Origin of the sequence: Pseudonocardia sp. HH130630-07 (genome assembly GCF_001698125.1) — a bacterium.
Taxonomy (GTDB): Bacteria; Actinomycetota; Actinomycetes; order Mycobacteriales; family Pseudonocardiaceae; genus Pseudonocardia.
Genome location: NZ_CP013854.1, coordinates 5,874,049 through 5,890,361 on the forward strand (window position 1 = coordinate 5,874,049; position 16,313 = coordinate 5,890,361).

General features: G+C 73.5%; 17 protein-coding genes. 9 read left to right on the top strand and 8 right to left on the bottom strand.

What is annotated here, in order from left to right; genetic code table 11:
* Window positions 1–103 precede the first annotated feature (103 nt).
* The 4 genes from lanKC to AFB00_RS27705 all read left to right on the top strand — a co-directional run bounded on the left by lanKC (window position 104) and on the right by AFB00_RS27705 (window position 3,244).
* Complete coding sequence (gene lanKC / locus AFB00_RS27695) at window positions 104–1,825, top strand: class III lanthionine synthetase LanKC (RefSeq protein ID WP_068799621.1); 1,722 nt, start codon at window positions 104–106, stop codon at window positions 1,823–1,825.
* 84 nt (window positions 1,826–1,909) lie between these two features.
* The gene (locus AFB00_RS27700) at window positions 1,910–2,686 is read left to right on the top strand and encodes a hypothetical protein (RefSeq protein WP_068799622.1); all 777 of its coding nucleotides are present in this window, start codon (window positions 1,910–1,912) and stop codon (window positions 2,684–2,686) included.
* Between the two features lie 14 nt (window positions 2,687–2,700).
* Window positions 2,701–2,799: a SapB/AmfS family lanthipeptide gene (locus AFB00_RS33605; protein WP_156819744.1), complete on the top strand. Its 99-nt coding sequence runs from the start codon at window positions 2,701–2,703 to the stop codon at window positions 2,797–2,799.
* Between the two features lie 202 nt (window positions 2,800–3,001).
* Window positions 3,002–3,244 carry a hypothetical protein gene (locus AFB00_RS27705; protein ID WP_068799623.1) on the top strand — a complete coding sequence of 81 codons (243 nt, stop codon included), beginning with the start codon at window positions 3,002–3,004 and terminating at the stop codon, window positions 3,242–3,244.
* Between the two features lie 10 nt (window positions 3,245–3,254).
* On the opposite strand, the gene AFB00_RS27710 is transcribed toward AFB00_RS27705, so the two are convergent.
* Window positions 3,255–3,977: an RraA family protein gene (locus tag AFB00_RS27710; RefSeq protein ID WP_335726585.1), complete on the bottom strand. Its 723-nt coding sequence runs from the start codon at window positions 3,975–3,977 to the stop codon at window positions 3,255–3,257.
* A gap of 208 nt (window positions 3,978–4,185) precedes the next feature.
* Between AFB00_RS27710 and AFB00_RS27715 the strand changes: the two genes are divergently transcribed.
* Window positions 4,186–5,016, top strand: coding sequence for an HARBI1 family protein (locus tag AFB00_RS27715; protein WP_068796054.1), 831 nt, complete (start codon window positions 4,186–4,188; stop codon window positions 5,014–5,016).
* A 143-nt stretch (window positions 5,017–5,159) separates the two neighbouring features.
* Here AFB00_RS27715 and AFB00_RS27720 read toward each other — a convergent pair whose 3' ends face one another.
* The 6 genes from AFB00_RS27720 to AFB00_RS33610 all read right to left on the bottom strand — a co-directional run bounded on the left by AFB00_RS27720 (window position 5,160) and on the right by AFB00_RS33610 (window position 11,092).
* The gene (locus AFB00_RS27720) at window positions 5,160–5,999 is read right to left on the bottom strand and encodes a carbohydrate ABC transporter permease (RefSeq protein WP_068799625.1); all 840 of its coding nucleotides are present in this window, start codon (window positions 5,997–5,999) and stop codon (window positions 5,160–5,162) included.
* Window positions 5,999–6,955 carry a carbohydrate ABC transporter permease gene (locus AFB00_RS27725; RefSeq protein WP_068799626.1) on the bottom strand — a complete coding sequence of 319 codons (957 nt, stop codon included), beginning with the start codon at window positions 6,953–6,955 and terminating at the stop codon, window positions 5,999–6,001. The genes AFB00_RS27720 and AFB00_RS27725 overlap by 1 nt, the downstream gene beginning before the upstream one ends.
* A gap of 14 nt (window positions 6,956–6,969) precedes the next feature.
* Window positions 6,970–8,289 (bottom strand): ABC transporter substrate-binding protein, encoded by a 1,320-nt coding sequence (locus AFB00_RS27730; RefSeq protein WP_068799627.1) that lies wholly within the window; start codon window positions 8,287–8,289, stop codon window positions 6,970–6,972.
* Complete coding sequence (locus AFB00_RS27735) at window positions 8,289–9,233, bottom strand: PfkB family carbohydrate kinase (protein WP_197519683.1); 945 nt, start codon at window positions 9,231–9,233, stop codon at window positions 8,289–8,291. Before AFB00_RS27735 ends, AFB00_RS27730 begins: the two co-directional genes overlap by 1 nt.
* A gap of 80 nt (window positions 9,234–9,313) precedes the next feature.
* On the bottom strand, window positions 9,314–10,273 hold the full coding sequence (locus tag AFB00_RS27740; RefSeq protein ID WP_068799629.1) for a LacI family DNA-binding transcriptional regulator: 960 nt from the start codon (window positions 10,271–10,273) through the stop codon (window positions 9,314–9,316).
* Between the two features lie 78 nt (window positions 10,274–10,351).
* Entirely contained in the window at window positions 10,352–11,092 is a 741-nt protein-coding gene (locus AFB00_RS33610) for a MerR family transcriptional regulator (RefSeq protein ID WP_197519684.1), read from the bottom strand.
* A gap of 110 nt (window positions 11,093–11,202) precedes the next feature.
* On the opposite strand from AFB00_RS33610, the gene AFB00_RS27750 reads away from it, so the two are divergent.
* The 3 genes from AFB00_RS27750 to AFB00_RS27760 all read left to right on the top strand — a co-directional run bounded on the left by AFB00_RS27750 (window position 11,203) and on the right by AFB00_RS27760 (window position 14,564).
* Window positions 11,203–12,759, top strand: coding sequence for an alpha/beta hydrolase (locus tag AFB00_RS27750; RefSeq protein WP_068799631.1), 1,557 nt, complete (start codon window positions 11,203–11,205; stop codon window positions 12,757–12,759).
* The gene (locus tag AFB00_RS27755; RefSeq protein WP_068799632.1) at window positions 12,740–13,468 is read left to right on the top strand and encodes a DUF1345 domain-containing protein; all 729 of its coding nucleotides are present in this window, start codon (window positions 12,740–12,742) and stop codon (window positions 13,466–13,468) included. Before AFB00_RS27750 ends, AFB00_RS27755 begins: the two co-directional genes overlap by 20 nt.
* Window positions 13,469–13,541: 73 nt before the next feature.
* Complete coding sequence (locus AFB00_RS27760; RefSeq protein ID WP_068799633.1) at window positions 13,542–14,564, top strand: transcriptional regulator; 1,023 nt, start codon at window positions 13,542–13,544, stop codon at window positions 14,562–14,564.
* Here AFB00_RS27760 and AFB00_RS27765 read toward each other — a convergent pair.
* On the bottom strand, window positions 14,543–15,193 hold the full coding sequence (locus tag AFB00_RS27765; RefSeq protein ID WP_083275875.1) for a TetR/AcrR family transcriptional regulator: 651 nt from the start codon (window positions 15,191–15,193) through the stop codon (window positions 14,543–14,545). The two genes, AFB00_RS27760 and AFB00_RS27765, sit on opposite strands and share 22 nt — an antisense overlap.
* Window positions 15,194–15,410: 217 nt before the next feature.
* On the opposite strand from AFB00_RS27765, the gene AFB00_RS27770 reads away from it, so the two are divergent.
* Entirely contained in the window at window positions 15,411–16,286 is an 876-nt protein-coding gene (locus AFB00_RS27770) for an NAD-dependent epimerase/dehydratase family protein (protein ID WP_068800743.1), read from the top strand.
* Window positions 16,287–16,313: the final 27 nt, after the last annotated feature.

The window sequence follows — 16,313 nt, forward strand, 5'->3', positions numbered from 1 at the left end:
CACAACGCCTTCGATGGCCAGGATCGAGCAGCGCCGAGGGTGACTGAACGTAAGTGACCGAACACCTTCCGTGCGTTCCCTGATGGCTCGACGGAGGAGGACCGTGCAGCAGCGGTACTGGGCGCACTGCCGGTCCGACCCGACGTTCTACGATCGGCCCGAGGCCCGCGACGACCGGCCGGGTGACCGGTACGACGGGTCGGCCGCCGTCCCGGACGGATGGCGCGAGGTCCTCGACCCGACCTGGCGTCACCTGGCCCCGCCGCGGACGCGACTGCCCGACCAGGGCTGGAAGATCCACGTCTCGGCGCTGCTCGACAACGCCGAGCGCGTACTGGCCGCGGTGGCGGCGCACTGCGTCGCGACCGGGACGCCGTTCAAGCACCTCCGGTCACGCCGCGTCCTGCTGTCCGGCAACGCGAAGGACGCCGACCGGGCGAGCAGCGGCAAGTTCGTCACCGTCTACCCCCGCGACGACGCCGACCTGGCCGGCCTGCTCGCCGGGCTCGCCCCCCTCCTGGCCGGCGAACAGGGACCACGGATCCTCAGCGACCTGCGCATCGGCGACGGGCCGTTGCACGTGCGCTACGGCGGCTTCCGGCACCTGTGGTGCGACGACACCGACGGCGCTCGCGTCCCCGCCGTGCGCCGTCCGGACGGGGCTCTGGTCCCCGACCGGCGCCTGCCCCGGTTCGTGGTCCCGGACTGGGTCGACGTTCCCGGCTGCCTCGTCCCGCACCGCGACGCGACCGTCACCGGCGGCTCGGCTCTGCCCTTCACGGTGACCTCGGCCGTGCGGTTCTCGAACGCCGGCGGGATCTACCGGGCCGTCCCGGGCCCCGGCACCCCCGCCGCCGGTCTCGGCGGGACCGTCGTCCTCAAGGAGGCCCGCCCGGATGCCGGTTGGGACGCCTCCGGACGCGACGCGGTGGCCCGCCTGGCCCACGAGCACGCGATGCTGCGGCGGCTGTCCGGGATCCCGGGGCTGCCCCGGTCCGGTGAGATCGTCGTCGCCGGCGGGCACCACTTCCTGCCCCTGGAGACGATGCCCGGCAGCACCCTGTCGACCTGGGTGGCGCGGAACCTGCCGGCGCAGGACCACGACGCTGCGGCCGGCGCCGGGTACGCGCGGCGGGCCACCGCCGTCGCCGACCGGATCGACGCCGTCGTCGCCGCCGTGCACGCCCGCGGGATCGCGATCCGGGACCTGAACCCGGACAACGTCCTGGTCGACGACACCGACGACATCGACGACACCGACGGCACCGTCCGGGTCTCGCTCGTCGACTTCGAGGTCGCCGGTGATCTCGACGACCGCGACGGCCACGGGCTGGGCACCCCCGGCTTCCGGCTGCCCGGGCGGCCGGCCGGACGCGCCGCCGACGACCACGCCCGCGCGGTGCTGCGGCTGTGGATGTTCCATCCCACCGCCCCGCTGCTCGAGGTCTCCCGGGCCCCGCTGGCCGGGTGGATCGACCACGCCCGGAGCCGGTTCGCACTCGGCTCCCGCTGGTCGGACCGGATGGCGCGGGACCTCGGCGTCACCGGGGAACCGGCCGGCGCCGGCGCGCTCGGCCCCGGTCTGGTCGCCGGGATCCTCGGCTCGGCCACCCCGGACCGCCGGGACCGGCTGTTCCCCGGCGACATCGCCCAGTTCGACGTCGACGGGCTGTGCTTCGGCCACGGGGCCGCCGGCGTGCTGCACGCCCTGCGCGTGGCCGGCGCCGACCCGCGCCCCGCGCACGAGGCCTGGCTGCTCGACGCGCTCGCCCGGTACGAGCCCGACCGGGCCGGGCTGTGGCTCGGTGCCCCCGGGATCGCCTAAGCCCTCGACGGCCTCGGGCACACGGAGATCGCCGGGGACCTGCTCCGGAACCACCTCGACCGCGCACCCGGTACGGACCCCGGCGTGCGCGGCGGACTCGCCGGGACCGCGCTGGTCGCCCTGGACCTCGCCGCCACCCACGACGACAGCGACCTGCAGGCACGCGGCCTCGCCATCGCCGAGCGACTCGCCGGCGCGGGCGAGCACGGTCCGGGCCCGACGGCGGCCGGGTTCCTCGACGGCTGGTCCGGGATCTGCCTGCTGCACGTCCTGGCGTTCGAGCGGACCGGCGACCCGGTGTGGCTCGACCGGGCCGGTACCGCGCTGCGCCGCGACCTGGCCCGCTGCCGGACCACCGGCGACGGCACCCTGGAGGCCGAGGACCCCGGCCACCCGCGGACGCTGCCCTACCTCGCCCGTGGCAGCGCCGGGGTGGCGCTGGCCGCGCTCGCGCTCGCGCGCCACGATCCCGGCCACGCCGGCGTGGCCGCGCTGCCCGGCCTGCTCGCCGCCTGCCGCACCGGCTTCGTCGTCCACCCCGGTCTCGGCCTCGGCGCCGCCGGACTCCTCCTCACCCTGGCCGGCGCACCGCCCGACCCGGCGACCACCCGGGTCATGGACGAGCTGACCGCCTTGGTCGGGCGCCTCGCCGCCCCGGCCGGACCGGGCATCGCCGTCGGCGGTCACCAGCTGCTGCGGCTGTCCACCGACGTCGACACCGGCAACGCCGGCGTCCTGCTCGCGCTCGCCGCCCGCGGCGGGCACCCCTCGATCCTGCCCCTCCCCGGCCACGCGCACCGGTCCCCGACCGCCGGCGCCGGCCCCCTGACTTCGACCGGATCCGGTCGGGGAACCCACTGAGAGAGGAACCAGCCATGGACACCATCCTGGAGCTGCAGAACATGACCGCCGAGACCCTCGAGAACGGCGAGTACGGGCACAGCAGCCGGGTCAGCCTGCTGCTCTGCGACTAGGAACCGCCGCGGTCTGACGACCGGGGAGCGGCTCGCCGGTGGGGCCTGCACCACGCAGGCCCCACCGGCCCTCCGGCCCCGCCTGCATCGAAGGATGCAGGTCCCCGATCACCCACCTTCCTCCGATGTGTCGGCCCACCGGCCCGCTGCAGGCTTACCGCACCGGGCGGTGACCCAGCCTCCCCCGACACCGAGGACGATCATGAGCGACACCGGTACCGGCCAGGACCCGACCGGACCCTCCGGCCCCGCACGCCCCGCACCGGGCGGGCCGCCCCGCTGGGTGCTGTGGGCCGCGCTGGTCGCACTGCTCACCGTCAACGGCGCGGCGTCGCTGTCGTCGCTGCCCACCGTCGTCGGGGTGGTGTTCGGGCTGCTCGCCCTCGGCGTCGGCGCGCTGCTGGTCCGTGACCACCTCCGTCGGCGCAACCGCGTCTGGACGTGAGGGCCCCGGGTCAGCGCCGGCGGTCGAGGATCGCCGTGATCTCCTCGGCCGACTTCGCGTACGGGTGCGGCGCGACGTCGAACACCGGCCGGACCGAGTCGTCGCGCTCGATCCCGAGCCGGTCGAACAGCACCGCCCGCGCCGCCTTGTCCTTCTCCGACTCCTGGATCGCGTAGGTCAGGACGTCGTCGACGTACGCAACCGGCACGACGACGGCCCCGTCGCCGTCGGCGACGACCAGGTCGTCCGGACGCACCGGCTGCCCGCCGATCTCGACGGTCATGCCGTGCCCGCCCCACTCCACCCGGCCCTGGTACATCGGCTGCACGATCCACCGCGACCACACCGGCAGGTGCTTGCTCGCCAGCGTCTCGTCGGTGTCCCGCGCACCACCGTTGGTCAGGCACCCGCGCGCGCCGAGCGCGGCGTACATCATCGAATCTGCCGAGCCGACCGCGGGCGTCGCGGTGTCACAGGTGTCGACGACGAGGAAGGTGTGCTCGTCGATCTGGTCGGCGAGGTCGTTGGCGAAGACCTTCCCGTACCAGTACTCGTAGGCCCACTTCGTGTAGTCCTGCGGCGACATCGTCGGCACCGTCTGCTGCGTCGGCACATGCCGACACGTCGTGGCGAACCCCGCCGCCTTCGTCCGCCACAACGGACGGATCTCCGGCGACACCGTCCCCGTGTGATGCAGACCGACCCAGTCCAGACCATCACGGACATCGGTCACCCGCAGCTTGCTGACGGTGTCCAGAACTTCCTTCTTGCGTTCACTGCTCAGCGACAACGCTCTTCCGTTCCTGTGTGAGTGAGGTGTTCTCAGTAGTGGTGGTCGTTCCGCTGCGACACGCCGAGGGAGTGGAGATGTCTAGGACATGGGGCAGGGCCCCGGTAGAGCAGTTGGTCGACCAAGATCAACGAACTCTCCGAGGCCCCGCATGTCCGATCCTGTCACCTACACCGCTGTCCTCCCGATCGGGGAGCACACCGTGGCCTACCTGGCTCGGCTTCTGGCCGCTCAACGCTGTCGCCGCGGTACCCGCCCCCGGCGGCGGGCGTTGACCCCGTTCGCCCAGGCAGTGCTGGTGATCCGCTGGTTCTGCGACGCCACCCGGGTCCGGCACCTGGCCCGCGACAACGCGATCAGTACCGCGACCACCTATCGCTACCTGCACGAAGGCATCGACGTCCTCGCCAGCGCCGCACCCGGGCTGCACGGTGCCCTGCTCGCCGCCCGCCTCGCCGGACACACCCACGTTCACCTGGACGGCACCCTGATCGCCACCGACCGCTGCCGCGCGCTCGGCCCCACCGCGGGGGTCGACCTGTGGTGGTCGGGTAAACACCACCGCCACGGCGGGAACGTCCAGGTCGTGTCCGCCCCGGATGGATGGCCGCTATGGACATCCCCGGGAAGACCCGGGCGCGAACACGACGTGACCTGTGCCCGAGCCCACCCCGGTCTGCTCGAAGACCTCGATCACTGGATCGATGATGACCACGCCGCGCTGGGCGATCTCGGCTACGAAGGTGAGGCCCACCGACTCACCGTGCCGATCAAACCCATCCCCGCCGGCGGCCGAACAGTCGATCAGCGCACCGTCAACAGCCTGCACTCAGCCACCCGAGCACTCGCCGAACGAGCAAACGCCCTGCTCAAGACCACCTTCGCAACGCTACAGCGAGTCACCCTCTGTCCCTGGCGCACCGGCGCGATCACCGCCGCCGCGCTCGTGTTACTCCACACCGAATACGACCGCACAACATGATCACCACGCTACTGAGAACACCTCAGTGTGCTCCGTCGGATGCGGACGGATTCCGGTTCTCGATCGGTCGTGCGGCCTCCGTGGGGTCGGTGGGACGGGCACGGAGCCCGACCGGGCCCCGCGGGTTCTGTGACCGGCGCCGCTCATCCACGGAGCCCGGTCGTGGCGATGCCGTTGACCAGCAACCGCTGGAAGGCGATGAACACCCCGAGCACCGGGAGCAGCGACACCACCGACATCGCGAACAACGCCCCGAATGCGGACTCGGCGTTCGCGTCGACGAAACCGCGCAGCGCGAGCGGGACGGTGTACATCTCGGTGTCGGTCAGGTAGATGAGCGGGGTGAAGAAGTCGTTCCAGCTGTAGATGAACGTGAAGATCGCGGTCGTGGCCAGCGCCGGCTTCGCGAGCGGGAGCAGGATCCGCCAGAAGATCTGCAGGTGACCGCAGCCGTCGAGCCGGGCGGCCTCGTCCAGCTCACGCGGGATCGCCCGGAAGAACTGCACCAGCAGGAACACGAAGAAGGCGTCGGTCGCCAGCAGCTTCGGCACGACGAACGGGAGATAGGTGTTCACCCAACCGAACTCGCGGAACATCAGGTACTGCGGGATGAGGATCACGTGGTGCGGCAGCAGTAACGTGCCGATCATCAGCGCGAACAGCACCCGGCGGCCGCGGAAGTCGATGCGGGCGAACGCGTAGGCGGTGACCGAGCAGGCCAGCACGTTCGCCACCACGCAGGCCACGGCGACCAGCAGGGAGTTGAGCAGGAACTGGCCGAATCCCACTCCGCCGAGTCCGGCCCAGCCCTCGGCGTAGGCGCTCCAGGTCGGGTCCGGCCCGGGCAGCAGCCCGGGATCCCCGATCCGGCTGTCGTCCCGGACCGACGCGCTGACCATCCAGGCCAGCGGGTAGAACATGACCGACGCCATGGCGAGGAGCAGCAGGTGGCGCAGGAACTCCGGTCGGCGCAGCATCGTCATCAGCGGTCTCCGTAGAACACGAACCTGCGGGAGGCCAGGAACAGCAACGCGGTCACCGACGCGGCCACGACCAGCAACGCCCAGCCGAGCGCCGAGGCGTAGCCCATCTCGAAGTTGGTGAATCCGCGCTGGTAGAGGTAGAGGGTGAAGAACAGCGTCGAGCTGGCCGGCCCACCGGTACCGTTGCTCACGATGTAGGCGGTGTTGAACGCCTGGAACGCGTTCACCGTGCTCATCAGCACGTTGAAGAAGATGATCGGGCTGAGCATCGGCAGCGTCACCGAGAAGAACCGGCGTACCGCACCCGCGCCGTCGATCCGGGCCGCCTCCTGAAGCTCCGCCGGGACCTGGCGGAGCCCGGCGAGGAAGATCAGCATCGGGGCACCGAACTGCCACACGTTGAGCGCGATCAGAGTGCCGAGCGCGGTGTCCGGCGTGCCGATCCAGGAGAAGTCGGTGTCGATGCCGACCAGGCCGAGACCGGCGTTGAACAGCCCGTCCTCACCGAACACCGACCGCCACAGGATCGCGATCGCCACGCTGCCCCCGATCAGCGACGGCAGGTAGAAGACCGCGCGGTAGACCGGCAGCCCGCGCACCCCGCGGTCGAGGACCATCGCGAGCAGCAGCGCGAACACCACGACCAGCGGCACCGACAGGAACAGATAGGCCAGGGTGACCCCCAGCGAGGTCCAGAACCGCGGGTCGTCGGTCAGCATCCGGACGTAGTTGTCGAGGCCGGACAGCCGGGGCACGCCGAGGATCGAGTAGTCGGTGAACGACAGGTAGAGCGAGGCCAGGATCGGTCCGCCGACGATGACCACGATCCCCAGGAGCCAGGGGGTCAGGAACAGGTAGCCGGCGAGGTCGTCACGGCGCTGCCGGGAGGGGCGGCGCCGGGGCGGCGGGTCGGGGCGGGCGGAGATGGGGCGATGCGACGTCGTCGTCGATGCCATGTGGGGTCCTCGGTTCAGCTCAGCGCCTGTCGGGCTTCGGCGTAGAAGCTCTCGACAGCGGTGTCGACGTCGGTCCGGCCGAAGGCGATGTCCTCGAAGAGCCGGCGCAGCTCGCCGGTGAGGATCTGGATCCCCTGCGGGTAGGTCATCGAGGCGATGTCGCCGCTCTCACTCAGTTCGCGCAGCACGCGCACGCTGCGCTGGACTCCCTCGGGTGTCGCGGCGTCGTCGAGCAGCACCTCCTGGCCCCGGGCTCCGGGCACCACGCCGTTGTCCGACCGGTAGGCGGTGATCGCCGCCGGATCGTTGGCGAAGAAGTCGATGAAGGCGGCCGCCGTGGCGACGTTGTCGCAGTCCGCCGAGATGGCGAGGCCGTTCGAGCCGATCACGTTGCCGGACGCACCGGCCACGGCGACCGGGTTCGACGCCCAGCCGACGCTCCGGCCGAGCCCGACGCCCCGCAGTGCGCTCTCGGTGATCGTCAGCTGCGGGATGTCCCGGGTCCCTGCCACGGCGACCCCGCGGGCGACCGGTGCGAGCTCCAGGTTGTTCGTCTGGTCGGGGATCATCGACGGCGGGACGGTCACGCCCTCCCTGGTCAGTCCCTCCCAGAGCACGAACCACTCGCGCAGCAGCGCCGGGTCGAACGCCAGGCCCGACTCGTCGAAGAAGGGTTCGCCGTGGCTCGCCACCCAGCTGAACAGCGACATCAGGTTCGATGCCTCGATCTCGGTGGCGTAGACCCCCTCCGGCAGCCGCGCCTGGATCGCGCGCAGCCAGTCCGCGTACTCCGCCCAGTCCCAGCCCGGCCGCGGCGGCGGCACGCCGGTGCCCGCCAGCAGATCGACGTTGTAGGCGACCGGGCGCACGTAGGAACCGGTCGGGATCATGAACTGCCGCCCGCCGGCCTGACCGGAGACCAGGACGTCGGCCGGGACGTCGTCGACGGCGATCCGACCCTCGGCGATCAGCCCGTCGAGCGGGAGCAGCGCACCCTGGGTGGCGTACGGGGCGAAGAAGGTGCTCTGCATGCTGGTGACGCACGGCAGGTCCCGGCCGGCGGCGCGCACGGTCAGCCGCTCGATGTAGGACTGGTAGGCGCCGATCTGGCTCCGGACCTCCACCCCGGGGCGGGCGAGCTCGAAGCGGTCCACCATCGCGTCGACCCGCTCGGCACGGCTCGGATTGCCCCAGTACCCGTAGGAGATCGTGCCCCCGACCTCGCCCGGCGGGCCCTCGTCCTGCGGCGTCCCGCCGCAGCCGGCGAGCAGTGCGGTCACGGTGAGCAGCGCGAGCGCCGGCCACCGGCGGGCAGCACGGTGCCGGGCGGGCATCAGGCGTCCACCCGGGCCCGCTCCGCGGCGTCGATCCCGGCGCGGTCGGGGAACGAGGCCTGCGCCCCGTCCCCGCGCACGCTGAGACCGGCGGCGACACAGCCGCGACGGGCCGCGTCCGGCACCGTCCGGCCCTCGGCCAGGCCCGCGGCGAACACCCCGACGAACGCGTCACCGGCGCCGGTGGTGTCCACCGGGGCATCGACGGCGAGCGCCGGCACCCGCACGGCGGCGGCGCCGGGCCCGGCCATCTCGGCGCCGTGTGCACCGCGGGTGACCACGACCGTGCACCCGAGCCGCCCGGCCAGCGCAGCGGCCCCCTCGACCCCGTCGGCCCCCGAGTCGGCGGCCAGCGCGGCGGCCTCCACGGCGTTCACGACCAGGATCGCGTCCGGCGCCAGGAGGCCGGGGGTGAGCGCCCGGTACGGCGCCAGGTTGAGGACGAACCGTGATCCTGCGCGGGCAGCCGTCGCGGCGGCCGCCGCGACGGCGTCGGCGGGGATCTCGGCCTGGGCCACGACGACGTCGCCCGGTCCCGTCGACCCGACGGCCGCGGCCACCTCACCCGGGCCGAGCGCGCCGTTCGCGCCGGCGACGACCACGATCGAATTGTCGCCGTCGTCGGAGACCAGGACGGTCGCCCGGCCGGTCGGATGGTCGGGATCCCTCCCGGCCGCCCGGACGTCGACCCCGGCTGCTTCGATCGCGGCGACCAGCCGGTCCCCGGCGCCGTCGCGGCCGAGGCGGGCGGCCAGGCGGACGCCGGCTCCGGCCCGGGCCGCGGCGACGGCCTGGTTCGCGCCCTTCCCGCCGGCGGTCTCCCGGACCGAGCGGGCGAGGACCGTCTCCCCTGCCTGCGGGAGGACACCCACGCGGAGCGTGACGTCCACGTTGGCGGACCCGACGACGAGCACGTGCTTCTTACCCGATGGCTGCACTGCCACCTCCAGAGCTACTCGTGTAGACCGGATGGTGCGTCGAGTATCTACACGAGTAGAATCAGTCGTCAATGCTCCGTACGGGCTCAAGCGCAGCCGCAGGACTCCCGGCCACGCAGCGAGAACCGGTCGTCGGAGACGGTCACGACCCCCGGCGGTGCGGTCACGACCCGGGCGAACGCCAGTTCCGCGACCCCGTCGATCGGCTGGGTGATCGAGCTCAGGCTCGGCGTGGAGAACTCGGCGAGCTCGGTGCCCTCGGTCGTGATCACCGCGAGCTGCTCCGGCACCCCCGCGGAGCGTTCGTAGGCCGCCCGCAGGACCCCCACCGCCTGGGCGTCGGACCCGACCACCAGCGCGGTCGGCCGGTCCGGCGAACCGAGCAGGCGCCCGGTCGCGTCGTGCCCGCCCCGCCGGGAGATCTCGGAGTGCCGGCGCCACCGCGGGTCCGGATCGCATCCGTTGCGGCGCATGGCGTCCCGCCACGCCGCCACCCTGCGGCGGGACAATCGGTGCTCGCGCGGACCACACAGCAGCCCGATCCGCTCGTGGCCGTGCCCGACGAGATGGTCGACGGCGGCGTGCGTGCCCAGCGTGGTCACCACCGGCCGGTCCACCACGACGACCGGGATCCCGAGATCGTGCAGGCCGGTGAAGTCCTGCAGCGGGTCGGCACTCAGCAGCACGACACCGTCCACCCGCCGCTCGGCCAGGTCGAGGACCATGGCGCGCTCCCGCTCCACGCTCCAGCCGGACGCGCCCAGCAGGATCTGGTGCTCGGCGCGCTCCCCCGCGGCGTTGACGAACTTCGTGAACTCGGCGAAGTAGGGCAGCGCCAGATCCGGGACGACCAGTCCGGTCGACTGGGTGCGCCCCACCCGCAGGGACCGCGCCACGTTGTCCCGCCGGTAGCCGAGATCGCGGATCGCGGCCAGCACCCGCTCACGGGTCGCCGGGGCGACCGGCCGGGGGCCGTCGTTGACCACGTAGGACACCACCGCCGACGACACCCCGGCGGCCCGGGCGACGTCGTTGCGCGTGACCACGACCGGCCACGTTACCCGGTGCCGGACACTCGGTGGCCGCTCGTCCGCTACCCGGCCGGGGGACCCGGCCCCGCGGCGTCAGCTCCGGCCGAACCCCGCCGGACGCGGCCGGCCGTTGCGGCGCAGCGCCCGGGCCAGGACGTCGAGCTGCGCGGGGTTGTACAGGTTGCCGACGGCCTCCTGCACGGTCCGCCGCTTCACGCCGGTGTCCTGCAGCGCGGCGTCGATGAGCTGCATCTGGGCGGGCCGCAGCGCGGACAGCTCGCGCAGGTGGTCCGCGACGCCGGTGGCGACGACCTCGCGGGCCGCCCCCTCGGCGTCGGCCGGGAGGTTGTCGAAGGCGATCACGGCCGCGTGCGCCCGGTACGGCGCGAGCAGGTCGAGGTAGGCGTCCAGCGGCTGCGGGCCGAGCAGCCGGGTGAGGACCACGACGAGGGCCCGCTCGGCCGCGGGCAGCCCCTCGACCCGCCGGGCCACCACCCCCGGCACGTCGATCGGGGCGGCCTGCTCGATCATCGCCACCAGCTCGGCGCGGGTCGCCTGCAGCCGGTCGATGCTCCGGCCCACCTCGGCCTCGAGGTCGCGGAGCACGTCCGGCGGCACCCGGTCGGTGTCGCCGACGGCGGCGATCTGCGGCAGCGTCAGCCCGAGCCCGGCCAGCCGCCGGATCCGGATGAGCCGGATCAGGTGGTCGACCCCGTAGTGCTGGTAGCCGTTCGAACGCCGCTCGGGGGCCGGGAGCAGGCCGAGCTGGTGGTAGTGCCGGACCGTGCGACGGCTGGTCCCGGCGAGTTCGGCGAGCCGGCTGGGGCTCCACACCACGGCGCTGCCTCCCTCCCGACGGTGCTCGGGGCCGAGCCTAGCGGGTGACCGCCGCCACACCGGTACATGTTGAGGTGGACGTGAGGGCCAGGTGTGGGCTGCGCACCGTGCCCCGTCTCGTACGACTCCGCCCGCTGATCGCGTCCGCCGTCCTGCTCTGCCTCGCCGCGGGGTGCGCCACCGCCCCGGCGGCGATCGGTCCCGCCCCCGGCGCACCACCGCCGGAGCTGGCGGAGTTCTACGACCAGGAGCTCGCGTTCGGGTCCTGCACCGACTACGCCACGACCGACGACGAGGCCGAGGTCTACCGGGTCGTCGGGAACCTCGAGTGCGCCCGGCTGACGGTGCCGCTGGACTACGCCGACCCGGGTGGCCGCACCGTGGAGCTCGCCGTGCTGCGGGTCGCCGCGTCCGGTGAGCGGATCGGTTCGCTGGTCGTCAACCCGGGCGGGCCGGCGGGACCCGGGACGTCCTTCGCCGCGGCCCTGTCGACGTTCCCCGGCTATCCCCCGCTCGGCGAGCGGTTCGACCTCGTCGGCTTCGACATGCGCGGCACCGGTGGGTCCACGCCGACCGTGGACTGCTTCTCCGACGCCGAGCGGCGCGAGGACCGGCTGATCGCCACGTTCCTCTTCGGCGGCGAGACCTGGGACGAGGCCGAGACCCGCCGGGTCGCCGAGCGCTGCGCGGAGGGCTCCGGCGGCGCGGACGTCATCTCCCACCTCGGCAGCCGCGACACCGCACGGGACATCGACGTCCTGCGGGGCGTGCTCGGCGACGAGCAGCTGACCTTCTTCGGTGCGAGCTACGGCACCCGGCTGGGCGCGGTCTACGCCGAGACCTTCCCCGACCGGGTCCGCGCCATGGTGCTCGACGGCGGGATGGACCCGAACCTCGGGATCCGGGACCGGATGATCCAGCAGTTCGCCGGTTTCCAGCGGTCGTTCGAGACGATGGCGGCCGCCTGCGCCGCCGCCGGGAACTGCCCGCTGGGCGACGACCCGGCGCAGGCCACCGCCCGGTTCCACGAGCTGGTCCGGCCCCTGACCGAGAACCCGGTCCCGGTCGGTGCCGACCGCGAGCTGACCCACCGCGGCGCGATCGAGGCCGTCCTGTTCAACCTCTACGGCGTGGAGAAGTGGCCGACGATCACCGCGGGCCTGACCGAGCTCGCAGCCGGCCGGGGTGACGCGCTGCTCGCCGCCCGCGACGCCGCCCACCAGGTCCAGGACGACGGCAGCTACTCCACCTTCGTGGAGGGCGCGTTCGCCACGCACTGCAACGACCGGGAGCGGTTCAGCCCGGAGCAGGAGACCGACATGCGCCGGGCGATGCTGCAGGCCGCCCCCTTCCTCGACGACGGCCTCGGACGCACCGCCCGCGACGTGTGCGAGCACTGGCCCGCCGAGCCCACCCTCGGCACCCCCTACGCCACCGACGTGCAGGGCCTGCCGCCGACGCTCGTCGTGTCGGTCACCGGTGACCCCTCGTCGCCGCACGCCGGTGGCATCGCGCTCGCCGACACCCTCGGCTCGGAGCTGCTGACCGTCGAGGGCGAACGGCACGGTGCCGTGCTCGTGCCCGGCAACGGGTGCGTCGACGACATCGTCACCCGCTATCTCATCGATCTCGAGGTGCCCACCGATGCGCGCTGCCGGCTCTGACGTCGCACCCCGGACCCGGCGCCCGCGGCTGGCGTCGGACGGGGCCCGCTACGTCGTCACCATCGTCCTCACCGCCGTGCTGGCCACGATCTACGGCGCCATCGCCCCGGTCCTGCGCACCGACGGCGCCGTCTCGCCCGGGACCGTGGTCACCGTGTACTTCGGCGCGTGGACCGCCTACTCCGTCGTCTACACCGGTCTGACCTGGATCGCGCTGCGCCGGGCGGACGGGTTCACGCTGGTGGACTGGCTGGCCGAGGACCGGATCGGGCGCCGGCGCAGGCGCCGCACCGAGTGGCTCGCCGGCAGCGGCGGCCCGCTCGGGGCACTGACGTTCTGCGCGGTGGCGATCGCCGCGGTGATCTGCGTGATGGTGCTGCGGGAGCTGCGGGAGGACCCGGTCGTCGTCGGGCTGGCCGTCCTCGCGGTGGTCGCGTCGTGGCTGCTCATCGTCATCGTCTACGCCGTGCACTACGCCCGGGAGAACGGCCGCTCCGGCGGCTTGGGCTTCCCCGGCCCCGCCCCGCCCCGGCTCGCCGACTACGTGTACCTGTCGGTCGGGATCAGCACCGCGTACAACAGCGGCGACGTGACGGTCACGAGCACCGGCATGCGCTCCGCGGCCACCGTCCACACGGTCGTCGCGTTCGTCTTCAACACGGTGATCGTCGCCCTGCTCGTGTCGATGCTCGTCACCGTCTCCACCTGATCCGCCCTTTGACACCGACCCTCCCGGCGGTCTACGGTTTCCTCACTAATGAACTGGGTTCATTCCGGTCCCGGTGACCTGGGGGGTCGTCATCGTCTGCTCGGATGCTCCGGTTCGGCTGCGGTCGACCCACGTCACGCTCGATCAGCCGGTGCCGGTCCGGGTGGTCGAGGACCCGTTCGCCAGCGTGCTCGGGCTCGCCTGCGCCGGGGTCCGCGACCGCGCGGCGGGCCGGCGCACGGCGTTCGCGGACGCCTGCGCCGGCCTGCGACCGGAGAGCCTGCTCGCGGCCGGGCGTGTGGTGGCCCCCGGTGCCTCGCTGTCCCCGGACTGCCTCACCCCCGAGTTAGACGGCGATCCGGCCCCGTCCGCGCACCGCCGGATGCGCGAGCACCTCGACCGGCTCCGGTCGGTCTCCGACGGCGAGCTCGGCGACGATCTCGACCGGACCTTCGACGGGCGGCTGCCGGCGCACTGGGAGGCGATCCGCCCGGCCCCGCGCAGGTGGCTGCGGGACCTCACCGACGGTCTGGAGCTGCTCTGGACCGCGCTGGCGCCGGAGTGGCACCGGCAGCGCGGCCTGCGCGAGGACGAGGCCCACCGGATCGGCCGGGCCGCCGTCACCGGATCGCTCGCCGAGGAGCTCGCCGACGCCCATCCCCGGGGGCGTGCCACGCCGTCGGGATTCGAGTACCCCGACCCGGACGGGGTGCACAGCCGGATCGGCACCCGCACCCTGGTCCTCAACCCGCTGCTGGCCGGGCTGCGCCTGACCGTCGCGAACCTGGACCGGCCGGACGATCTCTACCTCGCCTACCCGGCCCGGCGGCCTACCCCCGATCCCGTCGCGGGCAGCCAGCTCGACGCGCTGCTGACCGGTCCCCGGGCCGCGGTCCTGCGCCTGGCCCAGGACGGTCCCGGCATGTCCCAGCTGGCCAGGTCCATGCACCTGACCCCGGCCTCGGTCACCCACCACGTGGACTGGCTGCAGCGCAGCGGGCTGGTCGTCCGCCGGCGGGACGGGCGCACCGTCCAGGTGACGGTCACCGCCAGGGGGCGGCGCCTGCTCGACCTCTACTCGGCTCCCGGCTGCTGACCCCGGCCACCACCCGGCGGCGCCACCGACTCGGCGACCGACGCCAGCACGCGCAGGCACTGCTCCCGCAGCGCCGGCCGGTCGACCTCGGCACCGTCCACGACCGCCATGCCGATCGCCGCGAGGTAGGCGAGCCATCCCCGGACCAGCACCCGGGTCAGCTCCGTGTCGTCCGCGCCGAACAGCGTCAGGAGCCCGGTGACGAGCTCCTCGTCGAACCGGGCCAGCACGTCCCGCACCGGCGCCGCGGAGGACGCCGACCCGCGGTACATCGAGACGTACCACTGCGGGCGTTCACCGACCACGTCCAGGTAGCCGTCGATCGCGGCCCGCGAGGTCTCGAGCAGCGGCAGCGCCGGATCGGGGGTGCTGCGCCCGGCCAGGTACACGAGCCGGTCGGCCACCACCTCGGCGAAGAACGACGCCTTGTCCGGGAAGTAGCGGTACAGCAGCCCGCGGGAGACCCCGGCCTCGTGCGCGATGGTGCCGATCTCCACGTCGTCGTAGGGCCGCTCGGTGAACAGGCGGACGCCGGAGGCCATCAGCTGCGCGCGGCGGGCCTCGACGTCCATCCGGACCCGCGGTGACTGCGGACGGTCCTCGGGCGGTGGCGGAGTGCTTCGCGACATGCTGGCCGGTACCGTACTCGACCGCGGTCACCGGCCGGGACGGCAGGCCGACGGCGGGCGGACCCGCCGCCCGCGCCGGGCCGGCTCCCGGTCCGTTCCGGTCATGCACGGAACCTACGGCCCCCGGGACCGGCACGGGCGGTCGTTCGAGGAACGTCGAACCGGCGGTGCGCCGATCCGAGGTTGCCCGGCCCGTGTCCGGGGAACCACACCGGGCATGAAGATCCTCGTCACCGGAGCGCTGGGCAAGGTCGGGCAGGCGACCGTCACCGCGGCACGGGCCGCCGGGCACGACGTCACCGCGACCGACCAGGCACCGCCCTCCTACGGCCCGACGGACCCCGCCGCCGCTCCGTACCTGCGCGCCGACCTCACCGACCTGGGGCAGACCGTCGACCTCGTCGGGCGGATCCGCCCGGACGCGGTCGTGCACACCGCGGGTATCCCGGAACCGTTCCAGGACACCGAGGGCGCCGTCTTCGACACGAACGTCCCGGCCCTGTTCCACGTCACCGAGGCCGTCCGGATCGTCGGGGTGCCGCGGCTGGTGGCGATGTCCAGTGAGACCGCACCCGGCTACATGACCGGCGACCCCGTCCTGCTGCCCGACTACCTGCCCGTCGACGAGGACCATCCGCTGCGCCCGCGGGAGGCCTACGCGCTGAGCAAGGCGCTCGGCGAGCAGATGCTCGACGCGCTGGTCCGGCGGCAGGACGACGCCGTGCCGGTCACGGCGGTCTCGATCCGCCCGTCGCTGGTCACGACCGGCGAGATGTACGACGGGTACGTCCGGCGGACCCGCGACGCCGGCCCGGTGCCGTCGTTCAACCAGTGGACCTTCGTCGACGCCGAGGACCTGGGCGACCTCGCCGTGCGCGCCGCGACCGCCGACACCCCGGGGCACGAGGTCGTCTACGCGGCCCAGCCGGACAACCTGCTCGGCGAGCCCCTCGCCGAGCTCGTGGCCCGGGCCTTCGGCGACGACGCCCCGCCGGTCGGGGACCTCGACCGGCCCGACGCCGGCGCACTGAGCATCGCCAAGGCGCGCCGGCTGTTCGGCTGGGAGCCCCGCAGCGGCCTGGCCGCACGCTGACCGGCCCGGCCGGCGCCGGACCGGCGC